At 61.5% G+C, this 15938-nt stretch carries 14 protein-coding genes; 12 read left to right on the top strand and 2 right to left on the bottom strand.

Annotation, left to right across the window (positions count from 1 at the left end):
- Position 1: 1 nt before the first annotated feature.
- The 4 genes from ACVTFQ_RS20080 (at position 2) to ACVTFQ_RS20065 (ending at position 5960) form a co-directional block, all read left to right on the top strand.
- A complete protein-coding gene (locus ACVTFQ_RS20080; RefSeq protein ID WP_112436620.1) occupies positions 2–976 on the top strand; it encodes an NAD-dependent epimerase/dehydratase family protein in 975 nt (324 codons plus the stop codon).
- Positions 973–2154 (top strand): DegT/DnrJ/EryC1/StrS family aminotransferase, encoded by a 1182-nt coding sequence (locus tag ACVTFQ_RS20075; protein WP_112436621.1) that lies wholly within the window; start codon positions 973–975, stop codon positions 2152–2154. Before ACVTFQ_RS20080 ends, ACVTFQ_RS20075 begins: the two co-directional genes overlap by 4 nt.
- Positions 2155–2475: 321 nt before the next feature.
- The gene (locus ACVTFQ_RS20070) at positions 2476–3375 is read left to right on the top strand and encodes a Hint domain-containing protein (RefSeq protein ID WP_413391232.1); all 900 of its coding nucleotides are present in this window, start codon (positions 2476–2478) and stop codon (positions 3373–3375) included.
- A 287-nt stretch (positions 3376–3662) separates the two neighbouring features.
- Positions 3663–5960: an FdhF/YdeP family oxidoreductase gene (locus ACVTFQ_RS20065; RefSeq protein ID WP_112436623.1), complete on the top strand. Its 2298-nt coding sequence runs from the start codon at positions 3663–3665 to the stop codon at positions 5958–5960.
- A 50-nt stretch (positions 5961–6010) separates the two neighbouring features.
- On the opposite strand, the gene aptA is transcribed toward ACVTFQ_RS20065, so the two are convergent.
- Positions 6011–7345: an omega-aminotransferase AptA gene (aptA, locus tag ACVTFQ_RS20060; RefSeq protein WP_112436624.1), complete on the bottom strand. Its 1335-nt coding sequence runs from the start codon at positions 7343–7345 to the stop codon at positions 6011–6013.
- Between the two features lie 149 nt (positions 7346–7494).
- Between aptA and ACVTFQ_RS20055 the strand changes: the two genes are divergently transcribed.
- From ACVTFQ_RS20055 to ACVTFQ_RS20020, 8 genes are all read left to right on the top strand, one after another.
- Positions 7495–8043, top strand: a complete 549-nt coding sequence (locus tag ACVTFQ_RS20055; RefSeq protein ID WP_047504707.1) for a cupin domain-containing protein — start codon at positions 7495–7497, stop codon at positions 8041–8043.
- A gap of 184 nt (positions 8044–8227) precedes the next feature.
- On the top strand, positions 8228–8875 hold the full coding sequence (locus ACVTFQ_RS20050) for a response regulator transcription factor (RefSeq protein WP_470423987.1): 648 nt from the start codon (positions 8228–8230) through the stop codon (positions 8873–8875).
- A 142-nt stretch (positions 8876–9017) separates the two neighbouring features.
- Positions 9018–10160, top strand: a complete 1143-nt coding sequence (locus tag ACVTFQ_RS20045; RefSeq protein WP_112436626.1) for a M24 family metallopeptidase — start codon at positions 9018–9020, stop codon at positions 10158–10160.
- A 165-nt stretch (positions 10161–10325) separates the two neighbouring features.
- The gene (locus tag ACVTFQ_RS20040) at positions 10326–11351 is read left to right on the top strand and encodes a hydroxyacid dehydrogenase (RefSeq protein ID WP_112436638.1); all 1026 of its coding nucleotides are present in this window, start codon (positions 10326–10328) and stop codon (positions 11349–11351) included.
- 367 nt (positions 11352–11718) lie between these two features.
- Positions 11719–12705, top strand: coding sequence for a Gfo/Idh/MocA family protein (locus ACVTFQ_RS20035; RefSeq protein ID WP_112436627.1), 987 nt, complete (start codon positions 11719–11721; stop codon positions 12703–12705).
- Positions 12706–12754: 49 nt separating this feature from the next.
- Positions 12755–13078, top strand: coding sequence for a helix-turn-helix domain-containing protein (locus ACVTFQ_RS20030; protein WP_112436628.1), 324 nt, complete (start codon positions 12755–12757; stop codon positions 13076–13078).
- Between the two features lie 28 nt (positions 13079–13106).
- Entirely contained in the window at positions 13107–13454 is a 348-nt protein-coding gene (locus ACVTFQ_RS20025) for a CAP-Gly domain-containing protein (RefSeq protein WP_112436629.1), read from the top strand.
- Between the two features lie 52 nt (positions 13455–13506).
- A complete protein-coding gene (locus ACVTFQ_RS20020) occupies positions 13507–13746 on the top strand; it encodes a hypothetical protein (protein WP_018896699.1) in 240 nt (79 codons plus the stop codon).
- A gap of 342 nt (positions 13747–14088) precedes the next feature.
- Here ACVTFQ_RS20020 and ACVTFQ_RS20015 read toward each other — a convergent pair whose 3' ends face one another.
- Positions 14089–15867 carry a diguanylate cyclase gene (locus ACVTFQ_RS20015; protein WP_112436630.1) on the bottom strand — a complete coding sequence of 593 codons (1779 nt, stop codon included), beginning with the start codon at positions 15865–15867 and terminating at the stop codon, positions 14089–14091.
- Positions 15868–15938 lie beyond the last annotated feature (71 nt).

Here is a 15938-nt window from a genome sequence, read left to right as displayed (position 1 = left end):
CATGAAGAACCAGCGAATTCTGATCACCGGCGGCGCGGGCCTCATCGGCTCGCATATCGCGGACCTCGTTGCGCTGGAAGAGCCCCGCGAGATCGTCATCATCGACAACTTCGGGCGTGGTCGCCGGGAAAATCTGGCCGAGGCGATCAAGGCAGCACCCGTCACGATCATCGAGGGCGATATCCGCGACCGCAAGCTGCTCAAGGAAACATTCGCCGGTATCGACACCGTATTCCACCAGGCGGCCATCCGTATCACCCAATGCGCCGAAGAGCCACGTCTGGCCTTCGATGTTCTGGCCGGCGGCACCTTCGATGTGCTCGAGGCCGCCGTGGAAGCAAAGGTTTCCAAGGTTGTCGCGGCATCGTCCGCCTCGGTGCTCGGCCTTGCCGAGAGCTTCCCGACCACCGAGGATCACCATCCCTATAACAACCGCACGATCTACGGCGCCGCAAAGGCCTTCAATGAAGGGCTGCTCAGAAGCTTCGCCGAGATGTACGGCCTGCGCTACGTCGCGCTTCGCTACTTCAACGTTTATGGACCGCGCATGGACGTGCACGGTGTCTATACCGAGGTGCTGATCCGCTGGATGGAGCGCATCGCCAACGGTCTTCCGCCCATCATCCACGGCGACGGCCTGTCCACCATGGATTTCGTGCATGTCCACGATATCGCCCGCGTAAACCTGCTTGCGGCCAAGTCTGACGTCACCGACGAAGTGTTCAACGTGGCGAGCGGCGAAGAAACCAGCCTGCGCGATCTCGCGGAACTGCTGATGAAGGTCATGGGCGCATCGATGGACGTGCAATACGGGCCGGCGCGCAAGGTCAATGCTGTTCCCCGTCGCCTTGCCTCGACGGTCAAGGCCGAGAGCATGCTCGGCTTCAAGTCCGAAATTAGCATGGAAGAAGGCCTGCGCGATCTCGTCGCCTGGTGGCGGCATGAAAAGATGCTGAGCACCGGAGAAGCGGCATGAGCCAAATTCCTGTCGCAAAACCTGTTCTCGACGAGCAGGAAGTCGAGGCGGTCCGCCGCGTCATCCTGTCGGGCTGGGTCACGCAGGGTTCTGAGGTCGCCGCCTTCGAACGCGAATTCGCCGATTTCGTCGGCGCCTCGCATGCCTGCGCTGTCTCGAACTGCACGACGGCGCTGCATCTGGCACTGCTCGCGGTCGGCGTCGAAGCCGGCGACGAGGTCATCACCGTCAGCCATTCCTTCATCGCCACCGCCAACGCGATCCGCTATTGCAACGCGACGCCTGTTTTCGTCGATATCCAGGCCGATGGATTCAACATCGATCCCGAGCTGATCGAGGCGGCGATCACGCCGCGCACGAAGGCGATCATCTGCGTGCACCAACTCGGCATGCCATGCGATTTGAGCCGCATCGTCGCGATCGCCGAGCAGCACGCCATCCCCGTTATCGAGGATGCTGCCTGCGCAACGGGCAGCGAGATCCTATGGAAGGGCCGTTGGGAGAAGATCGGCAAACCGCATGGCGATATCGCCTGCTTCTCCTTCCACCCGCGCAAGGTGGTGACCACGGGCGACGGCGGCATGCTGACCACCGCGAACCCGGAGTATGACCGCAAGTTCCGCCTCTGGCGCCAGCACAGCATGAGCGTCACCGACAGCGTGCGCCATGGTTCGAAGCAGGTGATATACGAAAGCTACCCGGAAGTCGGTTTCAACTACCGGATGACGGACATGCAGGCCGCGGTCGGCCGAGAGCAGCTGAAACGGCTGCCTGACATCGTCGCCAAGCGGCGTGCGTTGGCCGCCGGCTACACGCAGGCGCTCGAAAAGCTGGACGGCATGCGCGCTCCCTTCGAGCCGGATTGGGCACGGAGCAACTGGCAGAGCTATTGCATGACACTGCCTGATCATCTTGACCAGCAGGAGTTCATGCAGGGGCTGCTCGATCAGGGCATTTCGACGCGACGTGGAATCATGAACAGCCATCTCGAGCCGGCCTACGCGGCAGAGACTTCGCACCGGGTCTCGGGCGATCTGCACAACAGCGTCAACGCCCAGAACCGGACGGTCGTTCTGCCGCTATTCGTGCAGATGACAGACGCCGAACTCGGCGAGGTCGCGGACGCCATCGCGGGCAGCCTGGCGCCTTCCACACCCGCGATCGCCAAGGCCGGCTGACCGACACTCTGGACATGGGAACGGCGACGCAGCGGAGCGGCGCCATGCCTTGCGCTCAAGGCGTTCCCGATGTGGCGGGAATCCCGAAACACAATCAATCGAGACAGAAGAGCGCCTGGCAGCAGCAACGGCGGCCAGCAAAATATCTCTTATAGGTTGTCCATATCGGGACATTCGCGCGACTTTCCGCACGCTATGTTACCTACCGCTATTTGAGTAGCTGTGAACCTATTCGGCTGAGTTTATCGCGGATGAAGTTGGTGTACGATGGTTAACAGCAATCAGGAATAGATAGGTGTAACCCAAAAGACGGAGAGCATTATGTCATCGATGGACCCGGAAGAAACACCCTCTAACCGTGCACGCCGACATTTTCTCGGTGTTGCGGCGGCTACCAGCGCAAGAGTTGCCGGAATCGCTGTTGCGACCATGGCAATTGCGTCTTCACCCGCGAAAGCAATGGGACGTAATTGGGGTGGCGGTCGCGGCGGCGGACATGGCGGTGGAGGTTATTCCGGTGGCGGCGGTGGCGGCGGCCATTCCGGTGGCGGACACTCGGGTGGTGGTGACGGCGGGGCGAAGTGCCTGCTGCGCGGCACCTTGATTGCAACACCATCAGGCGAAGTCGCGATCGAGGATCTGCGCCTTGGTGACCTCGTCGAAACGATCTCGGGCGACGCCAAGCCAATCCGCTGGATCGGCCGCCAGACGTTTCGCAAGAGCGTCGCGTCCTGGCACCCGACCGTCATGCCGGTGCGCATCTCGAAGGGCGCGCTTGATGACGGCATGCCGAGCCAGGATCTCTACATCTCTGCCGGCCACGCGCTTTATGTCGATGGCGCTCTCGTCCGCGTCAAGGATCTGATCAACGGCAGCTCGATTGTCTTGGCCCTGCCGGATGGCAGGGAAACGGTCGAATACTATAACGTGCTGCTCGACAGCCATGACGTAGTGATCGCCGATGGCACGCCGGTAGAGACATTCCAGCTTCGCGGCAGCGACTACGAGAGCTTCGATAATTTTGTCGAACTCGAAAAGCTCTATCCCGCCGAGCGCCGGCCCCGCATGGCGCCTTATGCGCCTGTGGTCGGCGAAGAAAGCGGACGGCAGCATCTGAAAGCTCTGCTGTTGCTCAGCGTTTCGCCTATCGTTCCGCTGCGTGATCCGTTCAAGACCGTTTCGCGGCGGATTTCGAGCCGCGTCGGCGAACTGGTCGGCTGATAATAGCCGGCTGACAACTCATGCTCGTCATTGCGGATTGGCGCGGTCCTGCGCCAATCCGTTTCTATGTGACCACACATTATTAGCGGCTTGGCGCTCGCTCGGCTGGGACCAACAGGTACCGGCCGCTTTTGTATGGCATTCTCATGCTCCAGCGATCAGCGTGGAGTATCTTGCGGCGTCGGACACCGCTTATAGCGCTATGGCAACATCCTATGCTTGGGTATAGTGCAGTGCGGCATCGACAGGTGTTATGCTGGCTGGACCGAGTGTGGAGAAGCAGGAATATGGCGAAGAAGCGCCCCGAGGGAATTGAGAAATACGACGCACCGGCCGGCGGATGGGGCGCCTTGCGCGCGGTCGCCAAGACGCTTGCCCACCAACAGGTCGTCGCTCAAGGAACGGCAACGCTCCTGAAGGCCAACAAGCCCGAGGGCTTCGATTGTCCCGGTTGCGCGTGGCCGGATCCCAAGCACACCTCGTCCTTCGAGTTCTGCGAAAATGGCGCCAAGGCCATCACCTGGGAATCCACCGCCAAACGTGTCGACCCGAGCTTCTTTGCAGAGCATACGGTGTCTGCATTGTGGGAGTGGACTGACCACGAGCTCGAGGACGAAGGCCGCCTGACGCATCCGATGATCTACAACGCCGAGACCGATCGCTACGAGGTGATCGAGTGGGACGATGCCTTCGCGCGCATCGGCGCCGAGCTCAACCGGCTGGACGACCCGCATCACGCGGAGTTCTATACATCCGGGCGCGCGTCCAACGAGGCCGCCTTTCTCTATCAGCTACTGGTGCGCGCCTATGGCACCAACAATTTTCCCGACTGCTCGAACATGTGCCATGAGGCGACCAGCGTCGGCCTGCCGAAGTCGATCGGCGTCGGCAAGGGCACGGTCCTCCTTGAGGACTTCGACCACACCGATGCGATCTTCAGCTTCGGCCACAATCCGGGCACCAACCATCCGCGCATGATGGCGACGCTGCACGAGGCCTCGCGACGTGGCGTACCGATCATCGTCTTCAATCCGCTTAAGGAGCGCGCACTCGAGAAATTCGCTTCGCCGCAGGACCCTGTCGAGATGGCGACGCTGTCGTCGACACGGATTGCCTCGGCCTATCATCAGGTGCGCACCGGCGGCGATCTCGCAGCACTCAAGGGCCTGATGAAGTGCGTATTCGAGATCGATGATGCCGATGTTGCAGCCGGCGGTCCTGGCGTGCTTGATCGCGCCTTCATCGCCGAGCACACGACCGGCCTGGAGGCGCTGCGCGAGGATATCGACAACACCAGCTGGGACAGCATCGTCACCGTATCCGGGCTGACAGGGGAAGCGCTGAAAAGTGCTGCCGATGTCTATGTGAAGGCCAAGAGCGTCATCCTGTGCTACGGCATGGGCATCACCCAGCACAGCAACGGCACGGGCAATGTCCAGCAGCTCGCCAATCTCTTGATGCTGCGCGGCAATATCGGCCGCCCCGGCGCCGGCATCTGCCCGCTGCGCGGCCATTCCAATGTCCAGGGCGACCGGACGGTCGGCATCACCGAGATCCCCAACAAGGCGCTGATCGACGGGATGGAGCGGGCCTTCGGCTTCCGCCCGACCGACCTGAAGGGACACAACGCGATCGAATCCGTCGAAGCGATCATGGAGGGCACCTCGAAGGCGCTGATCTGCCTTGGCGGCAATCTGGCGGTCGCCATGTCCGACACCGAGGTCACCTTCGAAGCCATGCGCAAGCTGGACCTCGCGGTACACATCACCACCAAGCTCAACCGCTCGCATCTGCTGATCGCCAAGACCTCGATCATTCTCCCCTGCCTCGGCCGTACCGACCTCGACACCCAGGCGACGGGCCCGCAATCGGTGACCGTCGAGGATTCCATGTCGATGGTGCATGCGTCGCGCGGCTTCCTGAACCCGCCGAGCGAGATGCTGAAATCCGAACCCGCCATCGTTGCCGGCATCGCGAAAGCGACGCTCGGGGATCGCTATGGCATCGATTGGGATGGCATGGTCGCTGATTACGACAGGATTCGCGACAAGATCGAAATCGTCTTTCCCGATTTCTTCGACTTCAACAAGCGCGTGCGCGTGCGCGGCGGTTTCCGACTGGACGTGCCGGCCTCTGAGCGTCGCTGGAAGACGGAAAGCGGCAAGGCGAATTTTCTGATCGGCCGCGGCCTGCATGAGGACCCGCTAGTGAAGAACCCCGACGCACTCGTGCTGACAACGCTGCGCAGCCACGACCAGTACAACACCACGATCTACGGCATGGACGATCGCTATCGCGGCGTATTCGGCCGTCGCGACGTGATCTTCATGAACAAGGACGATCTAGCAAAACGCGGATTGGCGGATGGCGACATCATCAATGTCGTCTCCCTGCCTTCGGCGGACGGAAAGTCGCGCAGCGCGCGCGGGCTGACCGCGATCGAGTACAATATTCCGAAAGGATCGATCGCCGGCTATTACCCTGAGATGAACGCGCTGATCGCGCTTTCGGCCTATGATCGCACTTCGGGCACGCCCGCCTACAAGGGCGTCCCGGTGACGGTCACCGGCGCAACCGCGCAGTAGGCTTGATGTGTGTTTCGGGCCTCGTCTAAACGAGGCCCGAAACAAATTGATCAGGCTGCGCGCTTCAGCGCGTCGCCGATAATCGAGACGATCGTCTCGATCTGATCCTTTTCGATGATCAACGGCGGCGAGAGCGCGATGGTGTCGCCGGTGACGCGGATTAGCAGCCCCTTCTTGAAGCAATCGACGAAGACGTCATAGGCGCGGGCGCCGATCGCACCTTCACGCGACGAGAGCTCGATGGCGCCGACCAGGCCGAGGTTGCGGATATCGACGACGTTCGGCAGGCCCTTCAGCGAGTGAAGCGCTTCCTGCCAGGTTTCCGTGAGACCGGCGCCGCGCGTCAGCAGGCCTTCTTCTTCGTAAACCTCAAGCGTGGCGATGCCGGCGGCGCTGGCAACAGGGTGGCCGGAATAGGTGTAGCCGTGGAAGAGCTCGATGGCGTTCTCAGGGCCGGTCATCATCGCGTCATAGACCTTGCGGCTTGCAAACACAGCACCCATCGGGATCGCGCCGTTGGTCAGGCCCTTGGCCGTGGTGACGAGATCGGGCACGACGCCGAAGTAATCGGTCGCGAACGGCGTTCCAAGGCGTCCAAAGCCGGTGATGACTTCGTCGAAGATCAACAGGATGCCGTATTTGTCGGCGATCGCACGCAGGCGCTCCAGATAGCCCTTCGGTGGCAGGATAACGCCGGCGGAACCGGACATCGGCTCGACGATGACAGCCGCAATGGTTTCCGCGCCGTGCAGGGCGACCAGACGTTCCAGATCTTCGGCAAGCTCGATGCCATGGGCCGGGAGGCCCTTGCTGAAGGCGTTGCGCTCGACGTCGAGCGTGTGGCGCATGTGATCGGCCGGGATCTGCGGGAAGACGCGGCGGTTGTTGACGAGGCCGCCGACGGAGATGCCTCCGAAGCCAACGCCGTGATAGCCTTTTTCGCGGCCGATGATGCGGGTGCGGGTGCCCTGCCCGATGGCGCGCTGATAGGCGATGGCGATCTTCAGCGCCGTGTCGACGGATTCAGAACCGGAACCGGTGAAGAACACGCGATCAAGCTGCGCGCTCGGACCACCAGGGGCGATCTTGGCAAGGCGCTCGGCGAAATCAAATGCGATCTGATGGCCCATCTGGAAGGTGGGGGCGAAATCCATGGTCATCAGCTGACGCTCGACAGCCTCGGCGATCCGCTTGCGGCCGTGGCCTGCATTCACGCACCACAGACCGGCGGTACCATCCAGCACCATATTACCGTCGACATCGGTATAATACATGCCTTCGGCGGAAGCGAGCAGACGGGGGGCCGCCTTGAACTGGCGGTTGGCCGTGAACGGCATCCAGAAGTTATCGAGCGACGGGCTGTTTGCTTTGCTGATCTGGTCCATGAGGTCTCTCCGGAATGGTGATGATGAAGTGATCGGCCAATTCAGATTCTCGAACAAGCCCTTTTCTCGCTGTTTTCAACCCATTGAAAATCATGGCCTTCAAAGTCGAATGTTGTTATATTTCGAACATTCGAAACTTTGGAAACACCATGTCCGTCGATATCGGCCAGCGCTTGCGCCATTTGCGCATGCTTCACAATCTTTCGCAACGCGAACTGGCGAAGCGGGCGGGCGTTACCAACTCCACCATTTCGCTGATCGAATCCAATTCATCCAACCCATCGGTGGGCGCCTTGAAGCGTATTCTCGATGGAATCCCGATCGGCCTGGCCGAGTTCTTCGCCTTCGAGCCGCAGAAATCGCGCAAGGCGTTTTACGCCGCCGAGGAGCTGGTTGAGATCGGCAAGGGGCCGATTTCCTATCGGCAGATCGGCGAGAGCCTGTTCGGTCGACAGCTACAAATCCTCAAGGAATGCTACCAACCGGGCGCCGACACAGGCAAGGTCATGCTCGTGCATGAAGGCGAGGAAGGCGGCATCGTGCTTTCGGGCCGCATGGAAGTGACGGTCGAAGACGAGCGCCGCATCCTGGGCCCCGGCGATGCCTATTATTTCGAGAGCCGGCGCCCACACCGCTTTCGCTGCGTCGGACCGGTCCCATGCGAGGTGATCAGCGCCTGCACGCCGCCGACGTTCTGATGCAACGTCAATTGGCGGACGAACATCAGGACCCCAAACCTAAGTATAGTGTGGCCGGTCTTCATGTCTGGCTATGGTTGCTTCGCTGCAAAGATGCGGGCACAACGTGCAGGGACGAGCACGCCCGCATTCGAAGCGACAGGATGAGGAGCTCCGCGAAATGACCCAGCTCTGGAGAAATGCCGTGAGTGACATGCGACGAGCGACCGTGGTGCAGCCGGCATCCCCCATGGTGCTGATCGTCGATGACGACATTTCCGTGCGCGAGGCGCTTGTCGATCTCTTTCAATCGGTCCGGATCGATGTGTCCGCTTTCGACAGTCCTGCAGCGCTTCTTGCCGGCGCGGACCTGAAGCGGCCGGGGTGCATTCTGCTCGACGTTCGTCTCCCGGGGCTGAGCGGCCTCGATTTCCAGGGGCAGCTGGAGCGCATGGGAAGCAAGCTCCCGATCGTCTTCATGAGCGGTTTCGGCGATATTCCGATGAGTGTGCGGGCGATGAAGGCCGGCGCGGTGGATTTTCTCGTCAAGCCGTTTCGCGATCAGGACCTGCTCGATGCCGTTTCCACGGCGATAGAGCGCGACGCGGTGCAACGCCGCGACAATGCCGAGGGCGATGCTGTCGTTACCCTGGCCGAGACGCTGACCCCGCGCGAGCGTGAGGTGATGATGGCGGTCAGCAAGGGGCTGATGAACAAGCAGATCGCCTATGATCTCGGGATCAGCGAGATCACCGTAAAGCTCCATCGCGGCAACGTCATGCGCAAGATGGAGGTTCGCTCGGTCGCCGATCTCGTGCGCAAGGTCGAGCTGCTGGCCACGCGCCAGCCGTAACAACTGACATCGACAGCCCGCTTCCGGTTGACTTGACGGCTGGAGCAGGACTAGCTGCGCGCGATCAAGCCGCGACTTGATTGCTGATGAGGCGGTGCAGGTGCGCCGACAAAACAGCGGATCGATATCAAGAGGAATAGCCATGTCGGCCACACCCCGCCCCGCCCCGATTTCCGAAACCGAACGCCGCGAGCGGCTTTCGACGCTGCGCAGCCGCATGGGTGCCGCCGGCGTGGACGCCGTGCTCCTCGGCTCGACGGAGAGCTTGCGCTATTTCACCGGCCTTGTCTGGCATCAGAGCGAGCGGTTGGTCGGCGCGCTGATCACCCAGGCGGACCTCTTCTACGTCGTGCCGGGTTTCGAGCGCAGCCGCGTGGACAGCCTGCCGAAACTCGACGGCGCGATCGTGACTTGGGAGGAAGACGAAAACAGCGCCGAGACCGTAGCCGCCCTGCTCACGGCGAAGGCCCGCGTTGCGCTCGACGACGCCTTGCCGCTATTCGTCTATCACGCGCTTGCCAAGGCGCTCGGCGCGGAGCGCCTTGTCGATGGCGCCCGCCTGATCCGCGATATCCGGCTGCGCAAGTCCGCGGCCGAAATCGGCATCATCCAATACGCGATGAACCTGACGCTAGAAGTCCACCGCCGCGCGCATACCTATATCAAGCCCGGCGTCCTCGCATCGGATGTCGTGCGCTATATCGACGAACAGCACCGCGCGCTTGGTGCTGCTGATGGATCGAGCTTCTGCATCGTCTCCTTCGGCGAGGCGACCTCGCTGCCGCATGGCGCCGACGGCGAGCAGACCTATGCGGCCGGCGATGTCATTCTGGTCGATACCGGATGCCGGATCGACGGCTATCATTCCGATCTGACGCGCACCTATGTCCTGGACGAGCCGGATGCGGACTTTGCCCGCGCCTGGGCGATCGAGCGCGAGGCGCAGCAGGCCGTTTTTGACGCCGCCAAGCTCGGCGCCGCCTGCTCCAGCCTGGATGACGCGGCGCGCGCGGTCATGGTTCGCCATGGCCTTGGGCCTGATTACGCGCTGCCCGGCCTGCCGCACAGGGCCGGCCACGGCCTTGGCCTGGAAATCCATGAGGAGCCCTATATCGTACGCGGCAACAAGACGGCGCTTGAACCTGGCATGTGCTTCTCGAACGAACCGATGATCGTTTTCCCCGACCGCTACGGGATCCGCCTCGAAGATCATATCCACATGACCGAGACGGGCGCGGCATGGTTCACGCAGCCAGGCAAGAGCCCGACCGAACCGTTTGCGTGAGATGCACGACATCGCCTGACTGAGCTGTCGCCGGACAGAATGGAAGCGAGAGGCCGCTGCCCGCGCAGCGGCCTCTCATCGTTTTACGGCGACGGTCCCCACTGCCCCCTGTTCCAAGCGGCATTTGCTGATAAGTCTTGCTCTCGGGGAATGGAGGAGGATGTGATGAGCCGCAATATTGTTCTGGTGGACCCTTTGCCACGAACGCTCGATCTGATCATGAAGCCGGATGTTCGCCGCCGGCTGGAAAATCTCGGCGAGCTGGTGATTTCCGAAGATCGGCAGATGCCGGCTGAGCAGGTCGACGCATTGCTTCCCGAGACGGTGCTGATCTTCGGGCAGACGGACATGCCGCGGGAGCGACTGGACCGGGCGCCGAAGCTGAAGGCGATCATCAATGTCGAATCCAACTTCATGCCGAATATCGATTACCAGGCCTGCGTGGAACGTGGCATCTGGGTGATCACGCCGGCATCGGCCTTCGCATCGCCCGTGGCTGAGGCGGCACTCGGCATGGCGCTCGATCTTGCACGCGGCATCACCCGGGCCGACCGCGACTTCCGTGTGGGAACCGAAGAATATGGGCTGGCCGGCAACGACGGCGTCTTCCGCTTTGCCGGCGCGCCGGTCGGGATCATCGGCTTCGGCGATCTCGGTAGGCAGTTGCGTGATCTGATCCGCCCGTTCAAGAACACGGTGCGCGTGTTCGACCCATGGCTGCCCAGCGAGGTCATCGAGCGGCTGGATTGCGTGCCATCCAGTCTGGACGAGACATTGAGCGAGAGCCAGGTGGTTTTCGTCTTCGCCAGCGTGACCAGCGAGAACGAGCACTTCATCGGCCGTCGCGAGTTTCAGCTGATGAAGCCGGGCGCCGCCTTTCTGCTGATGAGCCGCGCGGCAGTGGTCGATTTTCCCGCGTTGCTGGAGGCGGTGAAATCCGGCCACATCATCGCCGCGACCGACGTCTTTCCGGAAGAGCCCGTGGCCGGCGACGACCCCGTGCGCGGTTTGCCGGGTTTGCTGCTCTCGGCTCACCGCACCGGCGGCACGCGCGATGCCTTCTACGAACTCGGCACAATGGCCGTCGCCGATGCCGAACTCATCATGAAAGGCCTGCCGCCGCAGCTTTGCCGGCGTGCGGATCCGGCAACGGCGAGCCGTTTGCGCTCCAAACCGGTGGCGATGTCCTGAGATCGTCTTGGGATAGAGCAGAAAATAAAAAAGCCTGTCGCGGGAGGAGGTGCGACAGGCTTTTTAAAACAAATGAACAGCAGCTGGGAGGAGGAGTGCTACTGTTCGCGCAAGTCCCTCTGGGAGGAGGAGTGAGGCACTTGCAAAGTCGAAGCTCTGCGGAAGGAGGATGCATCGCTTCGATGGATATGTATGTACACACCCACGCGCCTAAACGGTAGGCAAGTTTGCGCAAGGCAGCCATGCGCCATGCGCTTGGCGCGGAGCTCTCGATATGGCCGTCGGAGCACGAAGCCCCTGTACTGATCGACCGATCCAACTATAGAACCAGCAGTCACGCGGAAATGCTGGTGAAAGGCGACACTGAATGCTGCGCTGGGGAATTCTCGGAACGAGTTTCATCTCGAACACGGTGGCCGAGGCCATCAATGGCAGCGACGGATCGGTGATCGGCGCGGTCTTCGGTCGCGATCCCGAGCGCCTCGCAGCCTTTGCCGACCGCTACGGCATCTCCGTCAGGCATCCCAGCATCGATGCGCTTGTCGACGATCCCGATATCGACGTGATCTACGTTGGACTGCCTAACAACGTGCACCACGACGCGGTCATCAAGGCGGCGGCGCGCGGCAAGCCGGTGCTCTCGGAGAAATCGCTGACCACGACGATGGAAGAAGCGCATGCGCTTGCCGCCGCTGTCGAGCAGGCCGACATCTTCTTCCTTGAAGGGCTGATGTATCTCAGCCATCCCGTCATCTTCGAACTCGGCGACATCATCCGGTCCGGCCGTCTCGGCACGATACGCTCGATCTCGGGCGCCTATGCCGCCGATATCTGGCGGGTCGTCAATCCCGCGGGCGGCGGAACGCTCTACAATCTCGGCTGCTATCCGGCCTCGCTGATGCACTACGTCATCCAGACGGCCTTCGGCGCCGACGCCTTCGCGGATCGCGTGATCTCGGGACATGGCAACCGGTCGAGCCACGACGGCAACATCTGCGACGCGGCGCTCACCACCCGCTTCGGCTCGGGCGTTTTGGCGACGCTGCAATCGACGGACAGCTATGGCATGTCGTTCGACTTCACCGTGCGTGGCGACCGCGCCTCGGTCCGATTCCTCACCAATCCGTGGCTGCCCGTTGCCGGCGACAATCTGCTGGAGATCGAGGAATACGGCCTGCCCGCGGAACGCATCGTCGTTCCGTCGGACCATGACGCCTTCGGCCATCAGGTTCGCCTCGTCGAAGACTGCCTACGCAAGGGGCTGAAGCAGGCGCCGCGCCCCTCCCCGCGCCTTTCCGATTCGATCGAGATCATGCAGTTGCTGACCGAATGGGAGCGATGCTGCCGGGCGTAACCGGTCGTCCAGCTTGAGAAAAAGATCGATCCGGTTATATAAAATCATCATGATAACGTCAGCACAGATACGTGGCGCCCGCGCGATGCTCGGTCTCCAGCAAGCCGAACTGGCCGATGCCGCCGGCATCTCCGTAGCGGATCTCGACCGTATCGAGCGCGGAGCCGAAAGCGCCGACGCCACACTTCTCGCCGTCAAGCAGGCGTTCGAAGCCTCGGGCATCATCTTCGAAGCGGACGGAGAATTGATATCAGGCGGGCCGGGCGTGCGGCTGGCGCAATCGGCGGGCAAGTCGTTCGACACGGTCGAGACGGAAGTTGTTCAATATCCGGAATTCATGAAGAACGACGCACCTCCCGGTGCCGGCGGGTGAAGTTGAGGTTGAGGTTGAGGTTTGTGAGATGAGCTACGACTTTCATGTCGGCCAGAAGGTCGTGTGCATCGATGACACGTTCAAGCATGTCAGCATCGATCAGGGTATCCGCAAGGGCGAGATCTACACGCTGCGCTGGGTCGGCGAATACACGCATTATATCGACGGCACCTTCTTCGGCGTGAAGCTGGAGGAACTGCATCGCGGCAACGACGACGGTCCTGAGGGCTACGGCGCCGCCGACATGCCATTTCGCGCCACCCGCTTCCGCCCGCTGGTCAAGGACAAGATTTCATCGCTGCGCAAACTGCTTGCGCCAACACCCGATGCGCCGGTGGAGCCGAAGGTGAAGGTCAAGAAGAAGGAAGAGGTCTGAGCTCGATGCCATATGGCCTCATCGAACCGACCCATTAATTTGAGGACAATTCTTGAATAGCGTTTCCGATCTCGTCGCCTCCGCAAAGACCGTTCACGCACGCTATCTGGCAGGTCGCATGGAGCGTGAAACGGTCAGGGAGTGGGTCATCCGACTTGGCTCCTATCCTCAGCCGCACGGCGACCGGGTGCGCGAGGCAGCAGAGTGGTTTCGCGCCGCCCAGACCGATCCCGTCCCGCTCGAAGTCAAGCTTGTCGATCTCGATCGCCTTTCCGCAATCGTTTCAGGCTGACCGAAATAGGTAGTCTTCGCGCAAAACGAACCCATAAATGGCGCTTGAACTTCCCAGAAGTTGCGTTACACTCAACTTACATAATTCGTCTCTGACGGCTGACCACGGAGGTACTGGCAGTCGTTGTCGAGACGGGTCGAGGAAGGTCGGTGCGGTTTCGCCCCGGCCTTTTTCTTTACCGGATTGGCTGAAAATATGCGCCGGCAGGCTGCAGCGGCGGTGGAAAAAGCTACCGCGCCGCCCTGCTGGTCCTTGGCGGGTTCCACGATACTGCCTGATTGCGGCCATCGCGCTTGGCCTGGTAGAGGCCTTGATCGGCCCCAAGAATAAGCTCGGCGGCGCTTATCTGTTGCTTCCAGTTGGACTTGCCGAAATGCCGATGCTGGCCGTCACCACACCATATTCGCTGCCGGTGTGAGCGATAGCCCGCGCGAGCAAACTGCTGCGGAACTGCTCCGCCAACGCCAGCGCCTTGGTCTCATCGGTATCGGGCAGCAGAACGACAAATTCCTCGCCGCCGAACCGCGCCAGCACGTCCTGCGGCCGGTTCATCGTGTGGCGCAGGCAATCCGCAATCGCCTTCAGACACGCGTCGCCTTCAGGATGGCCGTAGGTGTCGTTATGGGCCTTGAAGCGATCGACGTCGATCATCAACACCGCCATTGGCCGGCGTTCCAGGCGGCTTCGCTCCACTGCAACCGACATCGCGTGGTCAAAGGCCCGGCGGTTGAGCAGCCCGGTCAGCGCGTCGGTCTCTGCGAGGCTCTTCATCTGCTCGGCGACAGTCCTGAGCGCGAATTCGGCCTGCTTCATCGTCGTGATGTCTGAGACCGCAACGAGCGCCATGCCATTGTCGGCGACACGGGTGCGCAGGCTGAGCCAACGTCCGTCATAGAGTTCGATGTATTCTTCCTTGTCGAAGAACAACGCAGCGGCGGCTTCCGACAGCCATTCATCGGTGATCTCCTGACGGAAATCCCGTCGCTCATTCGATTCCACGACCTTCTTCAGTATCTCGCGAATATTCGTTCCGGGCACCCGGACCTCGCCCGACAGCGGAAAGAGCGCCGCATATTGCGTGTTGCTGAAGACGAGCGTGCCTGTCCGATCGAACATGGCGAAACCATCCGACATGCCGGCCATGGCGAGCGACAGCAGATCCTTGCTCTCGCGCAGTTCCTGCTCGATCTTTCGTTCCTCGGTTACATCGCGCGTCGCGCCCGCAAGCCCGATGACGGTGCCGGTCCGGTCGCGTAGCGGCACCTTCGATGTCGAATAGCAACGATCGCGGCCGCCTTCGCTCAGATACTCGATCTTGTCCAACTGCGACTGCCCGCTCTCCATCAGGGCCTGCTCTTCAGCATAGAGCATCTCCGCGCGGCGTTGCGTCGCCAGTTGGAAATCGGACGCGCCGACCATGGCCGCCGGTGACGGGTAGTGGTGGTGCTCGGCAACGTTCTTGTTGACGATGACGAACTTGCCTTCGCGGTTCTTCACGTAGTGAAAGTCGGGCGTCTGCGTCAGCGCCGCCGACAGGATATCGCGGTCATGCGCCATTCTTTCGAACTGGATCAAAACAAAGGCGGCGATCATCATGCTGAGGAAATTGAGAACCGTGATCGGGAACCCGACGAGTTCGACGGCGCGTGCATTGGCCTGCGACGTCAGCACCGACATGACCACCAGCAGCGTGGCCGATACCGCGATACCAAGCACGGCCGCATCGGCCAGCCTGACCTTGCGCCTTCTCACGATCAGATAACCGCAGAGACCGACCATACCGACGACGCATATGCTGGTTACCCCGTCGACCGCACCCGCCCCGCCCTCGGAGAGGCGAAACACCGAGGCGATCACGATCGTCAGGAGCACGGAGAAGGGGCCGCCAAACAAAGCCGAAACCGCCACCAGCGTATAGCGGAGATCGACGAAAACGCCTTGATCCAGCGGCACCGCCAGCATCATGGAGCAGATCGCACCGAGGCCCATGGCGATGCCGAACGCCTGGTTGCGCCGGCGCTCGGACAGGGCACGCGTGTGATAATAGGCGTGCGACCACAGCGATATTGCTAGCGCGGTGATGGCGAGGTTTCCGAGCAGTATCTGCCAAGTTGCGTTCATCGATGGTCTGGTCTGGAACTCAGGACAACAGAGAACCCAACTACATCAATTTTCTTTCCGTCCCTTTAATC

The organism is Rhizobium sp. O111 (genome assembly GCF_055616315.1).
The sequence above is the reverse complement of the archived record's forward strand: the minus strand, read 5'-3'. Positions and strand labels throughout refer to the sequence as shown.

Coding starts and splice junctions, on each gene's coding strand:
- ACVTFQ_RS20040 (WP_112436638.1), top strand. CDS start 10,326: ATGAGCCGCAATATTGTTCTGGTGGACCCTTTGCCACGAACGCTCGAT.
- ACVTFQ_RS20070 (WP_413391232.1), top strand. CDS start 2,476: ATGTCATCGATGGACCCGGAAGAAACACCCTCTAACCGTGCACGCCGA.
- ACVTFQ_RS20055 (WP_047504707.1), top strand. CDS start 7,495: ATGTCCGTCGATATCGGCCAGCGCTTGCGCCATTTGCGCATGCTTCAC.
- ACVTFQ_RS20080 (WP_112436620.1), top strand. CDS start 2: ATGAAGAACCAGCGAATTCTGATCACCGGCGGCGCGGGCCTCATCGGC.
- ACVTFQ_RS20065 (WP_112436623.1), top strand. CDS start 3,663: ATGGCGAAGAAGCGCCCCGAGGGAATTGAGAAATACGACGCACCGGCC.
- ACVTFQ_RS20035 (WP_112436627.1), top strand. CDS start 11,719: ATGCTGCGCTGGGGAATTCTCGGAACGAGTTTCATCTCGAACACGGTG.
- ACVTFQ_RS20015 (WP_112436630.1), bottom strand. CDS start 15,867: ATGAACGCAACTTGGCAGATACTGCTCGGAAACCTCGCCATCACCGCG.
- aptA (WP_112436624.1), bottom strand. CDS start 7,345: ATGGACCAGATCAGCAAAGCAAACAGCCCGTCGCTCGATAACTTCTGG.
- ACVTFQ_RS20075 (WP_112436621.1), top strand. CDS start 973: ATGAGCCAAATTCCTGTCGCAAAACCTGTTCTCGACGAGCAGGAAGTC.
- ACVTFQ_RS20025 (WP_112436629.1), top strand. CDS start 13,107: ATGAGCTACGACTTTCATGTCGGCCAGAAGGTCGTGTGCATCGATGAC.
- ACVTFQ_RS20030 (WP_112436628.1), top strand. CDS start 12,755: ATGATAACGTCAGCACAGATACGTGGCGCCCGCGCGATGCTCGGTCTC.
- ACVTFQ_RS20045 (WP_112436626.1), top strand. CDS start 9,018: ATGTCGGCCACACCCCGCCCCGCCCCGATTTCCGAAACCGAACGCCGC.